This window comes from Pseudomonas sp. ANT_J12 (assembly GCF_008370045.1).
Classification (GTDB): Bacteria; Pseudomonadota; Gammaproteobacteria; order Pseudomonadales; family Pseudomonadaceae; genus Aquipseudomonas.
Genome location: NZ_VOBN01000010.1, coordinates 12,063 through 28,485, shown reverse-complemented (window position 1 = coordinate 28,485; position 16,423 = coordinate 12,063). Strand labels below are relative to the sequence as shown.

Here is a 16,423-nt window from a genome sequence, read left to right as displayed (position 1 = left end):
ACTAATGGACGGCCTAACTTCCGGTTTCTCTTTTGGGATTGCCGGGGAACGATACGCATGTCTCATCCTACATTTCTGAAGAAACCGGCCGTCGCCAAGATAGCTGAGGCCCTTGATTCAGAGCGTCTCGCAATTATGGACTGCTTACGTTTTTTGTAAGCTACGCTTAAGCGTAAGTGGCGCGACCTTTCAACAATCGTAGCGGTTCACTTAGTCATCCTCACGTTAGCGAACCGACCTGCGCGAAGCTTGAGCAATAAACCAAGACAAGCAGCAGCTACAATGTCATAGATCAGGCAGAACGAAGGCCACCACAAGGGAACGCCCGCGTTATCAATAAATAATCCGTGCTTGAAGTCGTAGATACCATGCGCGCACAGTCCGAGAACGATCCACCATGGGCTAAATTTGAATCCGGCAACCGCTACAATCAGAAATACCGTCATCCCCAGAGCTTCAGTGGTTGCCGCTTGCACTGATCCGCCGATAGCTGCGAAAAGCACGTAATAGGATGCAATTACGACAAGAACCGTCGGGTAAAATGCGCGATCTCGATCAAACCCTACTAGTGCCGCAAATACGGCAACTAGCAACGCGAGCCCCGCGCCGATGATATATTCCATTATTCCCCCTGAAGTGCTTCAAGTTTTGATTCAGGCGGACTGCCCGAGTTGTTGTTTCTGCCAAAAATCTTTCAATAAGCGCAGCAAGCTGGTCAGAATTATCGATTCCGGAAAGCATGTCAAACCCTGTGTCAGTAAGAGTCGTGCATTTGGAAAATCACCCTTCGACCACCTTCCGTGTTCAAGTTAAAAAGAAACGGTTCTCCTGCAACCAGGCAATTAATATGGGCGGCCTATATGAGGTGAAACGTATTTGTTGATTCTAGAAATTCCGTAATTCCTCGTCTTGAACAAAACGTCTATATGTCAGGCCTTATCGATCCGTACCGGAAGTAGAATCACCTCGCACGCCTGAAATAAACAGGGAGGAAATTTCGAGCATCTCGAAAAATGCCCGGAGTACCCCCAACGATGAACCTGAACAAGTGACTGAACCAACGATGTAAGAGCCCGAGCAATACCCTGATAGCTATGGACCCGGACAAAGTAGAATTTGAGAATGCGACGGCATCGGCGAATACAAACCAACGCCCGCACCTTCCGTGAATATCAAATGTAGGCTGCCTGGAATAACTGACAAGACGCGTCCATTACGCCTGATTGCGTCCGCTTAAAAATATGCGGACACAATCGCCCTTATCGGCCAGGCGAGGAAGGTTTGTTCCCCGGCCCATTACATTGAAACTTTACCCAGGGCGGGTTGCTGATTTTACATCAGCAATTGTGGATAAGTTTAGTCGGGCACTGGTGGCCTAGGGCCCTATCAACCGAATGTGCGACTTTCACCGTATTCGGCTCAAGCAGTTGTTAACCCGAACAAGCGCCGATCTATGTAGTAGCCAAATAATTTGGACTCTACGATATGTTGATTTGCCCGCTCCCGCTTGTAGCGTTGGCGGCTGGAACCTAGGCTACGAGCACTGGCGAGGAACAGTTTGGCGCCGTCCTTATCGCGGCGGCTCACTTAGCGCAAACTGAAGACTGCTGGTCGGGCGATGACTGCGGGGGTTCCACTCGCCGAGTCTGCCCATACGGGGATGCCGACCCAGCCCACTTCACACGGAGCATGCGTAAGGTGCTTGGCACCACCCTAAAATCAGCATCTCAAATCGTGCGCCGCACCCGAATCACTCAGCCGAATCGTTCAATACAGCTTGACCAGACAGCGAAACAATATGTTCATATTCACTACAAGCAGGTGTATCGCATGGCAAGCCAAGCAAAACGAGTTTTCAAGCTCGAGATGGACTTAGCTAAGAGCGATTATGCCTCCGGACACTGGGCTACTGCCATTCATCACCTAGAGCGTGCGCACATTGTTGGCCAACGCTACTTCTGGGCACACCTGAGCACGCACCTATGGATGCTTCGCATCGCATTTCTGCGCCAAGATCTAAGCGAGGGCATAGGGCAATTCACCCGCATACTTGCCGTTGTGCCGGGTTATATATTCGGTTGGGTTCCCGTTGGCAACACGGGAGGCACCAATGCCTCGCCTATCAAACCCATGCCTATTCCTCAGGATTTAGAATCGTGCTTTGTCCGTTATAGCCTGCGGCGTCAGATCATGTGGCGTCTTGTTGTGGTTGCCCTGCTCCTTCTAGTGGCCTGGCGCTGTTAACGCCTGTACCTACAGACCAAGCGAGCGCTGAGCCGATCAAACGCAACAGTTGGAACTGAGGTCCTTATCCACCTGACGCTCGTCGAGCATCTGCCCAAGCATTTGCTTGCGCAGAACGGGATCATCTGGAAGGTCTACGGGCATGGAATTGTCGGATAGCCCCGGATCATTACTGATCCCGGACTCCCTTAGAACCGTACGTGCGAGTTTCCCCGCATAAGGCTCAAGCTTACGAAAGCTAGTCTATTACTAGCCGGTCACGTTGGAAGGTGGCTTTTTTTGCAAGCCGCTGTGCTTGAGTGGTCCCTTGAATCCCTGCTTGTGAGCCTGCGAGTAGCAGTCGGTGGAACAGAACGCGATTGCACAGCCGGCTGGCACAGAACCCGTCGCGCAGGCTTTCTGGCTTCGTCAAGTGGGCTTGTGGTGCGATTGTCAATATGAAATTGTCGATTCGGTTACGTCAAAGGCCAAGCGAGGAGCGCTGGTGAACAAGATTCGGAACTGGCCGCGATAGGTCTCATCCGTAGCGACAGTTTTGCCCGCGTTGACGAATGACGGTGTGAGTGACGACGGAATCTGCGCCAAAAATAGATCTGTCCCAATTTGTCCCCTTTTCTTTGACCTTTACATCGCTTTGGAAGAGATCGTATCGGCCAACCCAAAACGTGCCTTGAGCAAACGCGGCTAGGCGCGTTCACGCCGCTATAGTCGATTCTATTGCCGACCGTACTTCCAAGAGCCTTTTCCCAGTGTCTGACATGCCGACCAACTTCGCTTACACAAAACGCTTCAACACCGTCCTCGCCTACATTGATGAAAATCTCGAAGGTGACCTGTCGGTGAAGACGTTGAGCCATGTGGCGAACTTTTCGGCGTTTCACTTCCATCGACAATTCACCGCGTTCGTAGGCGTGCCTGTTTCACGTTATGTGCAACTGATGCGATTACGACGCGCGGCGCATCGCCTAGCCGCCGTCGCTGATCACTCGGTACTGGAGGCTGCACTCGGTGCCGGCTTCGAAAGTCCCGAGGCATTTTGCAGGGCGTTCAGGCGGGCGTTCGGTATGACGCCGAGTGCGTTCAGGAAGGAACCGAACTGGCAGGTCTGGAATGCGGTGTTCGCAATCCCTCACTTTTCTAGGACTATCATCATGCAAATACGAATCGTGGAATTCCCTGAAGTCAGGGTCGCAGCGCTTGAACACTGCGGACCCGCCGGGCTCGTCAATGAGAGCGTGCGCAAGTTCATCGAGTGGCGTAAGCAGAGCGGACAGTCGCCGGTGGCATCGAGTCGCAGCTTTGGCATTCCCTATGGCAACCCCGATACGACACCTGCGCAAGCATTCCGCTTCGCAATCTGCGGCGAGATTCACGAGACCGTGGCGCCGAATGAGTTCGGCGTGCGCGAGATCGTCATTCCCGGCGGTCGCTGCGTCGTGGTACGACACGTGGGGTCACCGGATCACATCGGCGAAACGATCTATCCGATTTACCGCGATTGGCTTCCTGCCAGTGGAGAGGAACTTCGTGACCAGCCGCTGTTCTTCCATTACCTGAGCGTCTATCCCGAGACACCGCAGGATCAATGGCAAACTGATGTGTATGTTCCACTGCAATAGCGGAGCGAGCAGCTTTCGACTCTGAACTGACGTTGACGAATGTCCGCTCAGGGTTGTGGATTCAACCGGTCGAGGCAACAGATTGGCTAAATCGTTCAGCGGGCGTTCAGTCCAGGCCTTCTTTTCGGCCAGCAGGGGACGGTCAAAGGTTCTGATAAATTGGTAGAAATTCACTATCTGTTCGAGAACCGCGATCAATGAGAGTTATTCGTAGCAAAGATTTCACCGCCACTCGCGCTTGGGGTGCTGACGACATAGCTAACATGGGTGGAACCACGGTCCGCCTCCACTGGACCGACCAGCCATATAAGTGGCATGTCAACGATGGTGAGAAGGTATTTGCAGTTCTCGACGGCAAGGTAGATATGCATTATCGCGAGTCAGGCATCGAGCGCGTCGTGACATTGGTGTCAGCAAGAGGCAACTCACGGTGAGTATTTTAGGCATGGCAGCGAGGCATGGGCTTTGGATTCCGGGCTCCTCACAGGGAGCGCTGATTATTTTGTCCGCAAAACCACCCCTGACTCCTTTCTGAAAACAGACCTCGAATCAGTGCTGGTAGAAAGCGGCAGTTCTCATCTTGTCGTCTGTGGCTATGCCACGGAGTTCTGCATCGACACCACGGTCCGGCGTGCAGCGGCACTGGGGTACGACGTGACCGTGGTGAGTGATGCTCACACTACTCACGACAAAGCCCATGCCGACGCGGCGCAAATAATCGCTCACCACAACGCTACCTTGCCCAGTATCAAAAGCTTTGGGGTGCATATCCTCGCGCAAGAAAGCGATGCCGTTGAGTTCGTTCACGTATAGAAATCCACCGTTCTGACAGACCGCTACAGGGTCGTTCTCTGCCGGTCGTCACTACGGCGTGTGCTGGTCAAGTCGAATGCAAACGATTGGTCAGCACGTATGCAATTGACTGGTCAGTGGCAATGCAAATGGGTGGTCAAGTCCATGCAATTACACAACAGTCAACCTTGTTCGCTTTGTCGAACCTGTGGATGGTGCGAAAACGGTTGTTGAATGCAGGTGAGGTGCGTCTGTAGTGAGGGCTGATGGCCCTCAAGCACAGCGATCAGAGGAAAAAACCATGAGTTAACGACAGGAAAGGTCTGATTTTGGCCGACTAGCATTTTTTGAACCTCAGGCAGCGAGGGCATCAAAAATCGGTGGGTATTTCAGATCTTCCTGAGAAACGCAGACTTCAAGACGGCGCATGGGGTTTCACACAGTCTGGACCGAAAGTCGCTGTTCTCGTAGACCAGTTCGACCATCGCGGGAGCTGACGCGGGTAGCGCGGGTTAGGCCTAGGTATCGAGATTTTCCCTTACGAGTCAGCGAGAAGATGTGAAGAAAAAAATGAAGGCCGGACTTAGCTTGGGTCGAATAGTGGCTTGGATGCCCCGTGAACACTGAGAAAGAGACTGCCGCATATGTGAAATATAATGTGAAGTGTCACGTCTCGGAGGACGGCTTTTGCATGAAAGCCGACAATCATGCCGAGCCGCTTGTGATGAGCTGGCTTCCCAGCAAACCTTTAAAATTTGAAGCGTGACAGCACTGGGTTCAAGGAGAGGGCGAAGTATTGCGCTTTGGCTTCAGGACTATCGCGCCATCTATTATTTCGATGGTCAACTCATCACCAAGGCTGAGGCCTAGTTTTGCAAGTAGTTCAGGCGGTAAATCGACGATGACGTCGCCACTTCCATCCGCAGTGTCTTGGCATTTGACTGTCCAGTGTTCGTTTTCGCTCATGATCGTAAGACTCTCATTTCGTCATAAGAAACGCCTCATTATGGTCGTGCGGTGTCCCGTGTGGATGGATACAGATCACTGGCTGTTCGTGGCCGATTGCTCCCTGACCTGACCTGACTTGGCTGAAGCAGGCATTTCTGTTTGCGGTGTCGTTAAATTTTGTCGCTTGGTACTTTTCCATATGAAATCGATGCAGGAGTCGCATATTGGCTTCGAGGGTAAAGTCTCGTAAGTGCATCACTTCGCCGGGAGATTGCGGCAACCTCGGTGGATTGTTATCCGTGGACGACCCCGGACACCTCTTCCTTAGCCGCTGAGAGCACGCCTGAGGGATTGGCCAAGAGCGCTTCTTTGGGCCGCTTCCCGCCGAGGAAGGTATTTGGCGAAGCAAACCAAAACGCCATTGCCCACCCGTCCTTAATTGTGGCGAACGTCGAAACTACACTCTCCAGCGCAGAAAGCGGCCGAAAGCCCTGTGCCGGGTCGAGCCCGTAGATCGGGAAATAATCGACGCCTTCATGGCGCAAAGCAAAAATCTTCCCGGCCCGCTTCCATTTGTTGGGCTGCGAGCTGGGGTTGCTGGAGCTGAATTGTGCGAGATTCGAGATCTCGTTGGCCGTCAACCAGTCGTTACTTTGAAGTATCTCGGTTTTCGCCTGTGCCAGCATTCGGGCCTCGCGTAGTAACGTCGACGGCACGGGTTTCTTAGGAACCATTAGTGAGACGATGGAAGAAATCGTATCGGCAGGAAGGGAGTTCATGCGGGCGCGGAATGCCTGGGTGAGCATTTCTACCGAGCATACATAGGCGTCGACCATGTCCCGTGATTTCGCGTTCACGGTAATGACAATCTTATGCCTAGAGTCGTCAGTTTCTTGAGATAGGATTTCAATCTCAATCACGAGCGATTCCGGACCGATTTCAACCGAGTCAGTTCTGAAAGTCATGCCAACTTCCCCAAGGTTATCGGAGCGATCACATATCACCAATAACCAATCTATCCCCGAAGGCTAGTTATCGCAATGATCATCTGACGGTGGTAGCCGTGTTCCTTTTTGCTGGCGAGGATTCCCTGAGATGCAAAAAACGGTCGTGGAGCGGGGAAATCAAGACCAATGGCACGAGGTATACCGATACTCGATCAATGGTTAAACGTCTCTCGAAGGAATCGTTGTTGCCTCACACCATGGTGGACCGTCACAGACTAGAGACATCATGAAAACCTGTTCCATTTGGCGCGCAGGCATAGATTAAGCTCGGTAAGTCGAGACGGGTTGTGGGAACAGTGATGCCGATAACTGTACCGGTGCGTTGCAGGTGCAGAGCGCTATCGTTAAATTCTCGGCCTGGTTCTGTGAGGCATCAGCGACAACCCTGCTAGCATCCCGACTGGTTCTTGCTCGATATCAAATGTGGAGGCAGCAACTAGAAATCGCTGTTGAGTCCTCAGTGATCTACCGGCCAACAGGCATTGGGCCTCGGTCCTGAGCTGTTGCTCCAACCCCCACTTGGTTGTCTTGGCCTTACGCTTACCTTTCATGGCCTCCGATGCTCCTGTGTTCAGAATGCAAATGGTTCTGCTGCTTGGATCAGCATCAGCTCGACCTCCCGTGTGCCGGGGTGGTAGAGAGCATCTCGTACGGCTTCCTGCCGGCCAGCCGTTCTTTGGACTTTGAGAGCCATCGCCTAGCCTTCGTTTCGTCCCCGAAAAGTACCTCCGCCATGGCCGTGATGTGCACAAATCTGAAAAGCCGGTCGCTCTCGTACACTGTGAGTCGCTGATTACGAGCCGCTCTGTCTCTCAAAGTTCTCAGCGGAATAATCTGGTCACGCTCTAGCGGGCTCAGTAAGCGAAGATCGCTGAGTGAAATGACGCTGTTGGGCATGAAGCAGCCATCAAACAGTTCATGTATGTCTTGATCGGATGCGTGCCTGGGGATGCCTAATAGCAGTTCCAGCCGAATCCGGTAGGAGCGGTAAGGTAAGGATCTTTGAGCATGAGTTCGGCAAACATGGCGCCACCCTTCGGCCAGGTAAGTGTTGCAGAACAGCATCCTACAAATCTCTAGTCCTGTGAAGTCGGTTAGTCGGTAGGCAGCGCCTGGTGCGGTTCTGAAGATATCTTTTCATTCACCGGAGAGGGAAAGGCCTAAACGTTAAACTCATTATCAACCTTGTCGCATTGATTGCCGAAAAGTCGCATTTATTTCCAAAACCTACACCAAGGTCGCCAGTTTGGCTTCGATCAACGAAGTGCTGCTAGACGAAAACCGAGAGCTGAAGGCTAAGCTAAGCGATCCGAATGTTGTCGATCTGGCCTCGAAGTAGGCTCAGAAATAGGAGCGTGGTCGTCACTGGGTAATTGCACTGCCTTGACCACCCGTTTGCATTCGACCTGATCAGCCATATTGGACTTGACCAGCGCGCTTCGTAGCGATGACCGGCAGAGAGCGGCCGAGGCTGTGTAAAAACGTTTTAGAGCAAGTGTGACAGTCAGAACCAGGACGAAAATCGAGTTCCTGCGCAAATTTCAGGTCTGCTGATTAACCAAGCACTGGCAGGTTTTACGTAGCAACGCAGACTTCAAAACGGCACCTGCGTTTTTACACAGCCTGAGCCAAAAGCAATGGGATGGACTCCTCCTCACTTCGGTATCTTGAGTGCCAGACTGAAGGTGCGAACCACAGTCAACAGTGAGAAGGAGTCCACACATGAAGCTTATGCGCATTGGGGTTGACCTGGCCAAGAACGTGTTTCAGATCCACGGTGTGGATTGCCATGAGAAGCCGGTCTGGCGGCAGTGGCTACCACGTGATCGCTGGCTTCAAGCGGTGCTGGAAAAGGTCGAACCTGGTTGTGGGATCGGCATGGAGAGTTGCGGTGGGGCCCATCATTGGGCGCGGCAACTCGAAGCTCGCGGATTTCGAGTCAAGCTGATCGCCCCCAGTTCGTTAACCCTTATGTCAAAAACAACAAGGACGACGCGAACGATGCCGAGGCGATCTGCGAAGCGATGAGCCGTCCCAGCATGCGCTTGGTCGCCATCAAGACGATCGAACAACAGGATATCCAGTCGACGCATCGCATCCGGGCCGGCTTAATCGAACAGCGGACGGTCAAAGCCAATCAGATCCGTGGGCTGATCGCCGAGTACGGTCTCGTTGCATCGAAGGAATTGCTAATGCTGGGTCGTGCAAACCGTCCTGGCTAGAGGATGCGGATAACGGTTTGACGGCACGCTTTCGTCGTCTGCTGGATGGTTTGTGGGACGACCTTCGTGCGCTGGATGGGGGTGTATGCAAGCTCGACGGCGAGATCACTGCGATCGCGACAAACGAGCCGTCCGCCGTTCGCCTTCAACAGCTGCGCGGTGTCGGTCCAATGATCGTCACAGCGCTCGTCGTCGCTCTCGGTGATGCTCGTCAGTTTGCCAATGGCCGACAGTTTGCCGCCTTGCTGGGACTGACACCGAGGCAACACAGTTCTGGTGGTAAGGATCGACTGCTCGGTATCAGCAAGCGCGGTGATACGTATCTGCGAACATTGATGGTGCATGGCGCACGCTCGGCGCTACGCACAGCCAAATCCAATTAGGATCGGCTCAGCCAGTGAGCCGTTCGTTTAGCCGAGCGATCACATCCCAATGTGGCCGCTATTACGCTGGCCAATAAAACTGCACGCATGGCTTGGGCGATGCTGCGTCACGGCACTGATTACCAACCGAATCAGGCAGCGGCCTGATCTATTTACCCGGCGTATTCTACGAGAGAAACAACTCTTAACCACGATTGCGAAGCAACCTGAACGATGACAAACCGGTCGAACCGGCGTCGGCAAAACCCTCGAATGTCCAAGTGCGAAAAGCACGAAAAAGCGATCGAGAGCCGGCGCGCGAATAGCGCATCATGGCCCTGCATCGAAACGATGCCGTATTTAGAGGCCGAATATACGCGTGCAGTCGGCACGGGAGCCAAAGCAACGGGGCTTGCAATGAGGAGGAGTCCATATACGGACGGTGGAACTAGGAGTCGGTTCCTACCCAAAGCAAATTTCCGGTTTGTCCATATAAGCAGCAGGTCGGGTGAGATTAGAGGCAATGTGCGAGGTGCTCTGGATACGATCAACAAGAATGAAGAGTCAACATACGGTTCCAGCGCCCAATAGGGCCGCAAAGGGCCCCCTCAATCGATAATTCATGCAATAAACGTTCGCTTTTGATCAAGAGAATTAACATATGACCATACGTTCCAGGATTCTCAGCGTCCTCTCCTAGATCCGGCCCTCACTGAGAGACCTAATTTAAACAGGCCAAAAACAATACTATTTATCGAACGCCTAGAAAAGCGTAACTACTCGATATCGATCGGAAGCTCAAATCCAGCCTTTACCCTATCCATCACAACTAATGTTTTAAAACTTTTAATATCCAAATTCTCATAGAAAAATCTCCTGGTAAACCGCTCGTAATCTTCCATATCTTTTGAGGTTATAACGAGAACGAAATCAGAGTCCCCTGTCACGTAGTACCCCGTCATAACCTCTGGTGTATTACGGATCGATTTTTTGAATTTATCAATGATATCCGCTCGCTCTCTTTCTAGAGAAACAAGTACTAACATGAATACGTGACGCCCCACTGCCTTAGGCGACACGATTGACACATCACCTTCGATAACACCATCCTTTCGCAACGCCTTTAATCGCCTTTGACATGCCGTAGCAGACAAGCCCACAGCGTTGCCCAACTCCTCAGAAGTGATTCGATTATTTTTTTGGACGGCACTCAGTATGCTCGCATCGATTCGATCCAAAGATATCATGCAGTTTTTCCTCCAATACTATCAATTTAACGCATTAAAAATGCAAAAGCTCATATATTAACGCCGAAATACGCTCTGAGGATCTCATAAACTTATTGCTGCGGCAACGGGACGATTCAGCGCAGAAAGCGCCAGAAACGGCGTTTACACAAAGGACGACATTGCCCGAATTACGTATATAAGTATCTGAATTAACAAGTACGGCCTTTCTTATCTCATCAAAAAACTGCCTTTAACAATAATCGAAGTGGGAGTTACAAAGATGAAAAAAATCACACTATTCCTCGGTGTCGTAGGGCTTATCGCCTCGCTTTCTATCGCCCCTACGCAAGCTAAAAGCCTGGAGGAAATACAAAGCTCCGGAAAAATTATTATCGGCACGGACGGTACATTCCCTCCATTTCAGTACTTTGACGGCGGAAACCTCACTGGATTTGAAATTGATATCGGTAATGAAGTTGCTCGGCGGTTGGGCGTAACGCCCGAGTGGAAGCCTATGTCTTTTGACTCGCTGCTGGCCGGCTTGACCCAGGATCGATGGGATATCGTTATTGCGTCATTCACCATTACAGACGAACGCGCCAAAGCCGTCCATTTTACATCTCCGCTTTACTGCACTGGCGGAGTGATTGTTAGCAATCAACCTGGAATCAAAGGCGCCACAGATCTGAATGGAAAGGTGGTGTCCGCGCAAACGGGGTCTACCTACTTCCAAAAAGCGAGCACCATCCCCGGTATAAAGCAAGTCCGAAACTTTGCGTCTGATAGTGATGCCCGTAACGCAATGGTTTCGGGCCGCGCCGATGCATGGGTCACCGATAAATTTGTAGCTAAATTGTCTGTTGAGAAGCAACCTACACGCGGAATGACTGTTGGAGATTACCTTTTCTCCGAGAAGGTTGCATCGGCAGTTAAAAACAACAATGACTCACTCGCCGCGGCCTACGACACAACGCTTGCGGATATGCAATCTGATGGCACTTACGAAAAAATCTCGAAAAAATGGTTCAACGAAGATATTCGTTGCTTATAAAAATTTTCGGTAAAAGCTAAGAATCAAGTAGCTTGGATTTTGAGGTACTACTATGTCTTCTAGTGCAAAATTTTGCGTACTCCCAAGCAGAGCCCTGAAAATAAATAATTCGCTACTCAAAGGTTTGTTAGCGACCGTCATCACGTCAGCAATACTATTTGCAATGGATGCGATACTGCATTTTTTTCCAAACCCGATTGGGCCTAACTCCAAGGAGCTGGCAGCAGCTGTATGGGTAACGGTAAAGTTGACCGTTATGGCGGGAATTTTCGGAGTAGCAATCGGAACCATTATCGCCTTGGGAAAAGCATCAACCCTTCCTCCTCTGCGATGGGTTTGTTCGTTCTATGTTTGGGTAGCACGAGGAACCCCATTATTACTGCAAATTTTGTTTGTGTTTTTTGCGCTCCCTGTAATATTACCGTCCTTAGAGTTCAATGACTTCACCTCTGCCGCCGTTGCATTGGCATTCAACATTGGCGCTTATAATGCCGAAGCAATTCGCTCAGGTCTGCAGTCCGTTCCAAAGGGGCAAATAGAAGCGGCTCATGCACTTGGGCTCTCCAGATTTACAATTTTCATCAATGTTGTGATGCCTCAGGCACTACGGATCTGCCTACCCCCTCTTGTGAACAATGGCGTCTCACTATTAAAGGACTCCTCACTGGCTTATGCCATCGGAGTGGTCGAGCTTTCCAATGCGGCCAGCCGCATCCAGTCCGCGACATTTGAGCCAGTCCCGGTCTTGGTTACGTCCGCTCTTATCTACTTGACGCTCACCACTGGACTCACCCAGGTTACTAATGCGCTTGAACGCTACCTAAGTGTTGAAAGGAGATAATGATGGAGTCGCCTGAAGTGTCCACTCTGATTAATATAGCCGGCGTCAAGAAAAGCTATGGTGCAACCTGTGTGTTGAAACGCGTGAGCGTACAAATAAAGGCCGGCGAAGTTATCGCTATTCTTGGTGCTTCCGGTTCAGGAAAATCCACCTTTCTACGTCTTTTGAATAGGCTGGAAAAACACGAAGAAGGCTCGATTGTCATCGACGGCGTAGAGGTATCAGACAAACCATCTAACCTCGCGTTGCTGCGTCGCGAGGTGGGAATGGTTTTCCAGTCATTCAATCTATTTCCACATCTGAGCGTGCTGGATAATCTTTGTCTGGCGCCGATGAAAGTTCGAGGACTGTCACGTGCAAAAGCAATGTCACTGGCCAACGACTTGCTACAGAAAGTAGGTATGGGCGACCACAGCCATAAATATCCTCATGCGCTTTCAGGTGGTCAGCAGCAGAGGGTCGCTATTGCACGAGCATTGGCAATGGAACCTCGGATTCTTCTGTTCGATGAGCCCACGTCGGCGCTTGATCCGGAAATGGTCAACGAAGTTCTGGATGTAATGAAACGCCTTGCGGCCACAGGTATCACCATGCTCATTGTTACCCATGAAATGGGTTTTGCCAGTCAAGTAGCTGACAGGGTGATTTTCTTCGATCAAGGAGAGATTGCGGAGGATCTTCCGCCCTCCCAATTCTTTGGGGATAATAAAAACCCACGGGTCAAAGCCTTTTTAGGCCGTGTGTTACAAACAGGTATTTGACAAAAAAAGCAAAAATCGGAGTACGGGATGATCGCGCTCTACACGGCTGAATTTACTTGCGCGCCTATTCCCTTCAGAGTTTTATTTTTGCATTGAGTAAGGTTTGGTCACCCGCCCAATGCTTTTTTTATAATGAGCGTCTTCCGGTCAATGCGAACCGTCCTGGTCGCTACACGCAATGCCTTTTTCGGCTCGTACAGCCTCCAGACGTCGTAATCTGTTGGCGCTGATTGAAAACTGACCCACTGGGAATATGCTTTCATTGCTGGAACTGCGTCTCCGTTTTACGGGATCGACGTCAGGTTTTTCGCTTCTGCTACGGGACAGTTCCGCTCGCAGGGTGGATTGGCTGTAACTGTCGATAGCAGTTTGCAACAATGTCTGGACTGGAAACCGGACGTTGTTGTCGTCTTTGGAGGAATGGTCTGGAAACGTGCAGAAGCACCGGATATTCGAGAGTTTCTTCATGCTAGTCGTTCAAGTGGAGCGACAATTGCCGGTATCTGTGGGAGAACGCTGGCACTTGCGAGGGCCGGGCTTCTCGACACGGTTCCTCATACATCGAACAGCGCTGACTTCTTACAACAGAATGCCGTAGGTTATGAAGGGCCCACGCTTTATCGAAGCAGTCCAGTGGCTGTGGTTGCAGACCGCATCATAACTGCTCCAGGCCCTGCACCCGTTAGCTTCACCTGCGCAGTGTTCGAAGGTGCCGGGCTATCTTCAGAGATCACTTCTCAATTCAGGTCAATGTTGGCAGCGGAACATCAATGACTGCTTCGTCCTACAAAACAGCCAATCCGTTGCATCGACCGGTTCAATCCACAGCCGTTTGCTGCCAGTCGCGAGAGGCAGAAATCGAATCAAAACAGCCCTCCATTGCAGGTAACCTCCCTCGAATTAGGAAAGCGTAGCAGCCAAAAAAATGGCCCGCATGCGGGCGTGCCAAATGGGAATTCTTCAAATGAGCAGGGGTAATCTGCGCTCCATTCTGTGATCACTGCGTGAAAAGCATGTCGCAGAAACTAAAGCATTCGGTCGAAGCAAACACACTACTTTTGCTGATGCAGGTATTTCTGAATTGCATCAATTTCAAGTTTGCTTGGCTTTACACCGTTGTCAGATTTGAAGCTAGCGTTAACCCAATGCGGCATTGGCGCCTTCAGAGGCGCCCCATGGTCGTCGATACCGCTCAGCACGGCTCTCTCAAATACTTTTGATTTCCACTCACTGGCATCTCCGGCCAGCTTAGGTGCCGATCCTCCCGTGCCTCGAGGCCCATGACAAAACATGCAGTTATCTTGAAAAAGTGTTTCTCCATCTGGCGGTGATGCCATTGCCGATGAGCAGGTGAGTAGGGCTATGAACGTCAGAAATGCGAATTTCATTTTAGGCTCCTGACGACCCAACGATGACGTGAGCTGCTTAGGGGCGCTAAGTGAGAGCGTAGCAGGAGGGGAATGACGATGGGCGAAAACGGCTGCAACCGACCCTTTGCCGTAGGTCATGCTTCCCGGAAGCTGTCGTTCAACGCCGAGCTAACAGGCCGCAACCTATGCCGCGCAGCGCCAGTCTTCGGTTGCGGTCCGGGTTGAGGGAAGGGTTAGACCTCAGTTGGCCGCGCATGATGATTTGGACTTTGGCTTACGTCTCCGTCGCCGACGGCCAGCCGATCCGTGCCGCACGACGAAGATTGGACTGAACGACTAAGCGATGAAACGGGGCAATGAGAAAAATATAGAGACGACCTAAGCGATTGTGGCAATGAACAACGGTCGACAGAATCAAGTGACGTTTAGCTCCCGGCGACGACTGACCGGAACACAGAACAGAGAGCCTGAAGTCCAGGTGCTTGTCGTCTTCTCCAAGAACAACTTCAGTTGGACTTGTGCTGTAGATCTTAAAGATGCCGAGTCGGCCCGCTCCGCTCTCCGCATCCAGTGATGCGAGATGCTTAGCTGTCTTGAGGCCGAAACCGGCTACGAGCGCGTCTCGAACCGTCAAGAGGCTGCTGACCCAAGGCGCTTGGTGAGCGAAGATGAACCTCGCCAACAATTCGGGATTGGTTGACGCTCCGGTGGGAAGCTCGATCGAGTAAGCGTCGGCGAGATTCATTGATGCGTAGGCTTTAGCAATCGCCGACTCCGGAGGAAGCGACACAGATGTTGCGTGATGGTGTTCGGTTGACATGTATGCGGCCTATGGTTCGTTTCTGAGGTCTAAAATTTCAACCACATGATCTGGCATATCCTGCGGGAGCATTTGACTAGCACTGTAATTGGCATCTTCTTTGCTATCCGCCCGAATCGGCCTTGTGCCTTCGGACCAGGACTCGCTATCGAGCGACGACTTGAGGCGATATCTGTACTTCACGAAAAAGAACCTCAGTGCTGTCATTTTTTGGCCCTAGATGAGGGTTCGAGTACGAATCACAGGAAGCGTAGCATTGAATAGCCCCTGGCTTAGTAGTCGCAACCGAACGCCCCACTGATCTCCGACTCTTACTGGTACTCGCCGGCTGCTTTTGGCCCAGAGTGTGTAAAAACGCTCTCGCAAACCCTTGCTATGATTTCTGAGGATTTCATCTCAGGGATCGCCCATGAAGCGCTTTATCCAAGGTGAACATCGAGACCAAGGCACCTTCCTTCCGGAGAGCCTCGACGATTACGTCACGGATACCAACCCGGTGCGCGTAGTCGACGTCTTTGTCGACGAATTCGACCTGGTCAAATTGGGTTTCGAAGGTGCCATACCGGCTGATACAGGCCGGCCGGCTTACCATCCCGCGATCCTGCTAAAGATTTATATCTACGGCTATCTGAACCGCATTCATTCAAGCCGACGCCTGGAGCGAGAGGCCCAACGCAACGTCGAGCTGATGTGGCTGACCGGACGTTTGATACCCGATTTCAAGACCATCGCCAACTTCCGAAAAGACAACAGCAAGGCCATCCGAGGCGTCTGCCGCCAATTCGTGGTGCTGTGCCAGCAGCTGGGACTGTTCGGAGAAAATCTGGTCGCCATCGACGGCAGGAAGTTCAAGGCGGTCAACAACCGCGACCGCAATTTCACCAGCGCCAAACTGAAGCGGCGAATGGAAGAAATTGAATCGAGTATCAATCGGTACCTGACTGCGCTCGACGAAGCCGATCAGCAAGAAGCCTCAATCGCTCAGCCCAAGGCTACTCGCCTGTTCGTGTTTTCCGCTGCATTAGTCTGCTCAACTTCCTTTTTGATATCCCCGCGAATCAACCGCTGCATAACGTTGACAAGTTGAGGCCAATCCAGGCTTTTCCCTCTTCGACTCTTACTTTGATAGACCATTGCGTTCAAATGAGCTGAATCAT

The 16,423-nt window shown here is 51.6% G+C and carries 13 protein-coding genes and 4 pseudogenes; 10 read left to right on the top strand and 7 right to left on the bottom strand.

Annotated elements, in window-relative coordinates; all coding sequences use genetic code 11:
• Positions 1-206: 206 nt before the first annotated feature.
• The gene (locus FQ192_RS20495; protein WP_149660177.1) at positions 207-623 is read right to left on the bottom strand and encodes a hypothetical protein; all 417 of its coding nucleotides are present in this window, start codon (positions 621-623) and stop codon (positions 207-209) included.
• A gap of 1,075 nt (positions 624-1,698) precedes the next feature.
• Between FQ192_RS20495 and FQ192_RS20490 the strand changes: the two genes are divergently transcribed.
• From FQ192_RS20490 to FQ192_RS20475, 4 genes and pseudogenes are all read left to right on the top strand, one after another.
• Positions 1,699-2,244 carry a DUF3703 domain-containing protein gene (locus tag FQ192_RS20490; RefSeq protein ID WP_218585784.1) on the top strand — a complete coding sequence of 182 codons (546 nt, stop codon included), beginning with the start codon at positions 1,699-1,701 and terminating at the stop codon, positions 2,242-2,244.
• 749 nt (positions 2,245-2,993) lie between these two features.
• A complete protein-coding gene (locus FQ192_RS20485; protein WP_149660176.1) occupies positions 2,994-3,863 on the top strand; it encodes a GyrI-like domain-containing protein in 870 nt (289 codons plus the stop codon).
• A gap of 197 nt (positions 3,864-4,060) precedes the next feature.
• Positions 4,061-4,270, top strand: a pseudogene (locus tag FQ192_RS20480) (cupin); the annotation flags it as partial.
• A gap of 58 nt (positions 4,271-4,328) precedes the next feature.
• Complete coding sequence (locus FQ192_RS20475; protein ID WP_256672324.1) at positions 4,329-4,676, top strand: isochorismatase family protein; 348 nt, start codon at positions 4,329-4,331, stop codon at positions 4,674-4,676.
• Positions 4,677-5,432: 756 nt separating this feature from the next.
• On the opposite strand, the gene FQ192_RS20470 is transcribed toward FQ192_RS20475, so the two are convergent.
• From FQ192_RS20470 to FQ192_RS35080, 3 genes and pseudogenes are all read right to left on the bottom strand, one after another.
• Positions 5,433-5,621 (bottom strand): AbrB/MazE/SpoVT family DNA-binding domain-containing protein, encoded by a 189-nt coding sequence (locus FQ192_RS20470; protein WP_149660175.1) that lies wholly within the window; start codon positions 5,619-5,621, stop codon positions 5,433-5,435.
• A gap of 275 nt (positions 5,622-5,896) precedes the next feature.
• The gene (locus FQ192_RS20465; RefSeq protein ID WP_149660174.1) at positions 5,897-6,568 is read right to left on the bottom strand and encodes a hypothetical protein; all 672 of its coding nucleotides are present in this window, start codon (positions 6,566-6,568) and stop codon (positions 5,897-5,899) included.
• 613 nt (positions 6,569-7,181) lie between these two features.
• Positions 7,182-7,675, bottom strand: a pseudogene (locus FQ192_RS35080) (antitoxin Xre/MbcA/ParS toxin-binding domain-containing protein).
• A gap of 657 nt (positions 7,676-8,332) precedes the next feature.
• On the opposite strand from FQ192_RS35080, the pseudogene FQ192_RS20450 reads away from it, so the two are divergent.
• Positions 8,333-9,362 (top strand): annotated as a pseudogene (locus FQ192_RS20450) (IS110 family transposase).
• A 608-nt stretch (positions 9,363-9,970) separates the two neighbouring features.
• Here FQ192_RS20450 and FQ192_RS20445 read toward each other — a convergent pair.
• Positions 9,971-10,441, bottom strand: a complete 471-nt coding sequence (locus FQ192_RS20445) for an Lrp/AsnC family transcriptional regulator (RefSeq protein WP_149660173.1) — start codon at positions 10,439-10,441, stop codon at positions 9,971-9,973.
• A 262-nt stretch (positions 10,442-10,703) separates the two neighbouring features.
• Between FQ192_RS20445 and FQ192_RS20440 the strand changes: the two genes are divergently transcribed.
• The 4 genes from FQ192_RS20440 to FQ192_RS20425 all read left to right on the top strand — a co-directional run bounded on the left by FQ192_RS20440 (position 10,704) and on the right by FQ192_RS20425 (position 13,850).
• Positions 10,704-11,474, top strand: a complete 771-nt coding sequence (locus tag FQ192_RS20440) for an ABC transporter substrate-binding protein (protein ID WP_149660172.1) — start codon at positions 10,704-10,706, stop codon at positions 11,472-11,474.
• A 52-nt stretch (positions 11,475-11,526) separates the two neighbouring features.
• Positions 11,527-12,315 (top strand): amino acid ABC transporter permease, encoded by a 789-nt coding sequence (locus FQ192_RS20435; protein ID WP_149660171.1) that lies wholly within the window; start codon positions 11,527-11,529, stop codon positions 12,313-12,315.
• A 2-nt stretch (positions 12,316-12,317) separates the two neighbouring features.
• A complete protein-coding gene (locus FQ192_RS20430) occupies positions 12,318-13,076 on the top strand; it encodes an amino acid ABC transporter ATP-binding protein (protein ID WP_149660170.1) in 759 nt (252 codons plus the stop codon).
• Positions 13,077-13,313: 237 nt separating this feature from the next.
• Positions 13,314-13,850 carry a DJ-1/PfpI family protein gene (locus FQ192_RS20425; RefSeq protein ID WP_149660326.1) on the top strand — a complete coding sequence of 179 codons (537 nt, stop codon included), beginning with the start codon at positions 13,314-13,316 and terminating at the stop codon, positions 13,848-13,850.
• Positions 13,851-14,128: 278 nt separating this feature from the next.
• Here FQ192_RS20425 and FQ192_RS20420 read toward each other — a convergent pair whose 3' ends face one another.
• Both FQ192_RS20420 and FQ192_RS20415 read right to left on the bottom strand, forming a co-directional pair.
• Positions 14,129-14,464 carry a cytochrome c gene (locus FQ192_RS20420; protein WP_149660169.1) on the bottom strand — a complete coding sequence of 112 codons (336 nt, stop codon included), beginning with the start codon at positions 14,462-14,464 and terminating at the stop codon, positions 14,129-14,131.
• Between the two features lie 256 nt (positions 14,465-14,720).
• Positions 14,721-15,266, bottom strand: coding sequence for a DUF2867 domain-containing protein (locus FQ192_RS20415; RefSeq protein ID WP_149660168.1), 546 nt, complete (start codon positions 15,264-15,266; stop codon positions 14,721-14,723).
• Positions 15,267-15,675: 409 nt separating this feature from the next.
• On the opposite strand from FQ192_RS20415, the pseudogene FQ192_RS20410 reads away from it, so the two are divergent.
• Positions 15,676-16,269, top strand: a pseudogene (locus FQ192_RS20410) (transposase); the annotation flags it as partial.
• Positions 16,270-16,423: the final 154 nt, after the last annotated feature.

Coding starts and splice junctions, on each gene's coding strand:
- FQ192_RS20495 (WP_149660177.1), bottom strand. CDS start 623: ATGGAATATATCATCGGCGCGGGGCTCGCGTTGCTAGTTGCCGTATTT.
- FQ192_RS20470 (WP_149660175.1), bottom strand. CDS start 5,621: ATGAGCGAAAACGAACACTGGACAGTCAAATGCCAAGACACTGCGGAT.
- FQ192_RS20465 (WP_149660174.1), bottom strand. CDS start 6,568: ATGACTTTCAGAACTGACTCGGTTGAAATCGGTCCGGAATCGCTCGTG.
- FQ192_RS20445 (WP_149660173.1), bottom strand. CDS start 10,441: ATGATATCTTTGGATCGAATCGATGCGAGCATACTGAGTGCCGTCCAA.
- FQ192_RS20440 (WP_149660172.1), top strand. CDS start 10,704: ATGAAAAAAATCACACTATTCCTCGGTGTCGTAGGGCTTATCGCCTCG.
- FQ192_RS20435 (WP_149660171.1), top strand. CDS start 11,527: ATGTCTTCTAGTGCAAAATTTTGCGTACTCCCAAGCAGAGCCCTGAAA.
- FQ192_RS20430 (WP_149660170.1), top strand. CDS start 12,318: ATGGAGTCGCCTGAAGTGTCCACTCTGATTAATATAGCCGGCGTCAAG.
- FQ192_RS20420 (WP_149660169.1), bottom strand. CDS start 14,464: ATGAAATTCGCATTTCTGACGTTCATAGCCCTACTCACCTGCTCATCG.
- FQ192_RS20415 (WP_149660168.1), bottom strand. CDS start 15,266: ATGTCAACCGAACACCATCACGCAACATCTGTGTCGCTTCCTCCGGAG.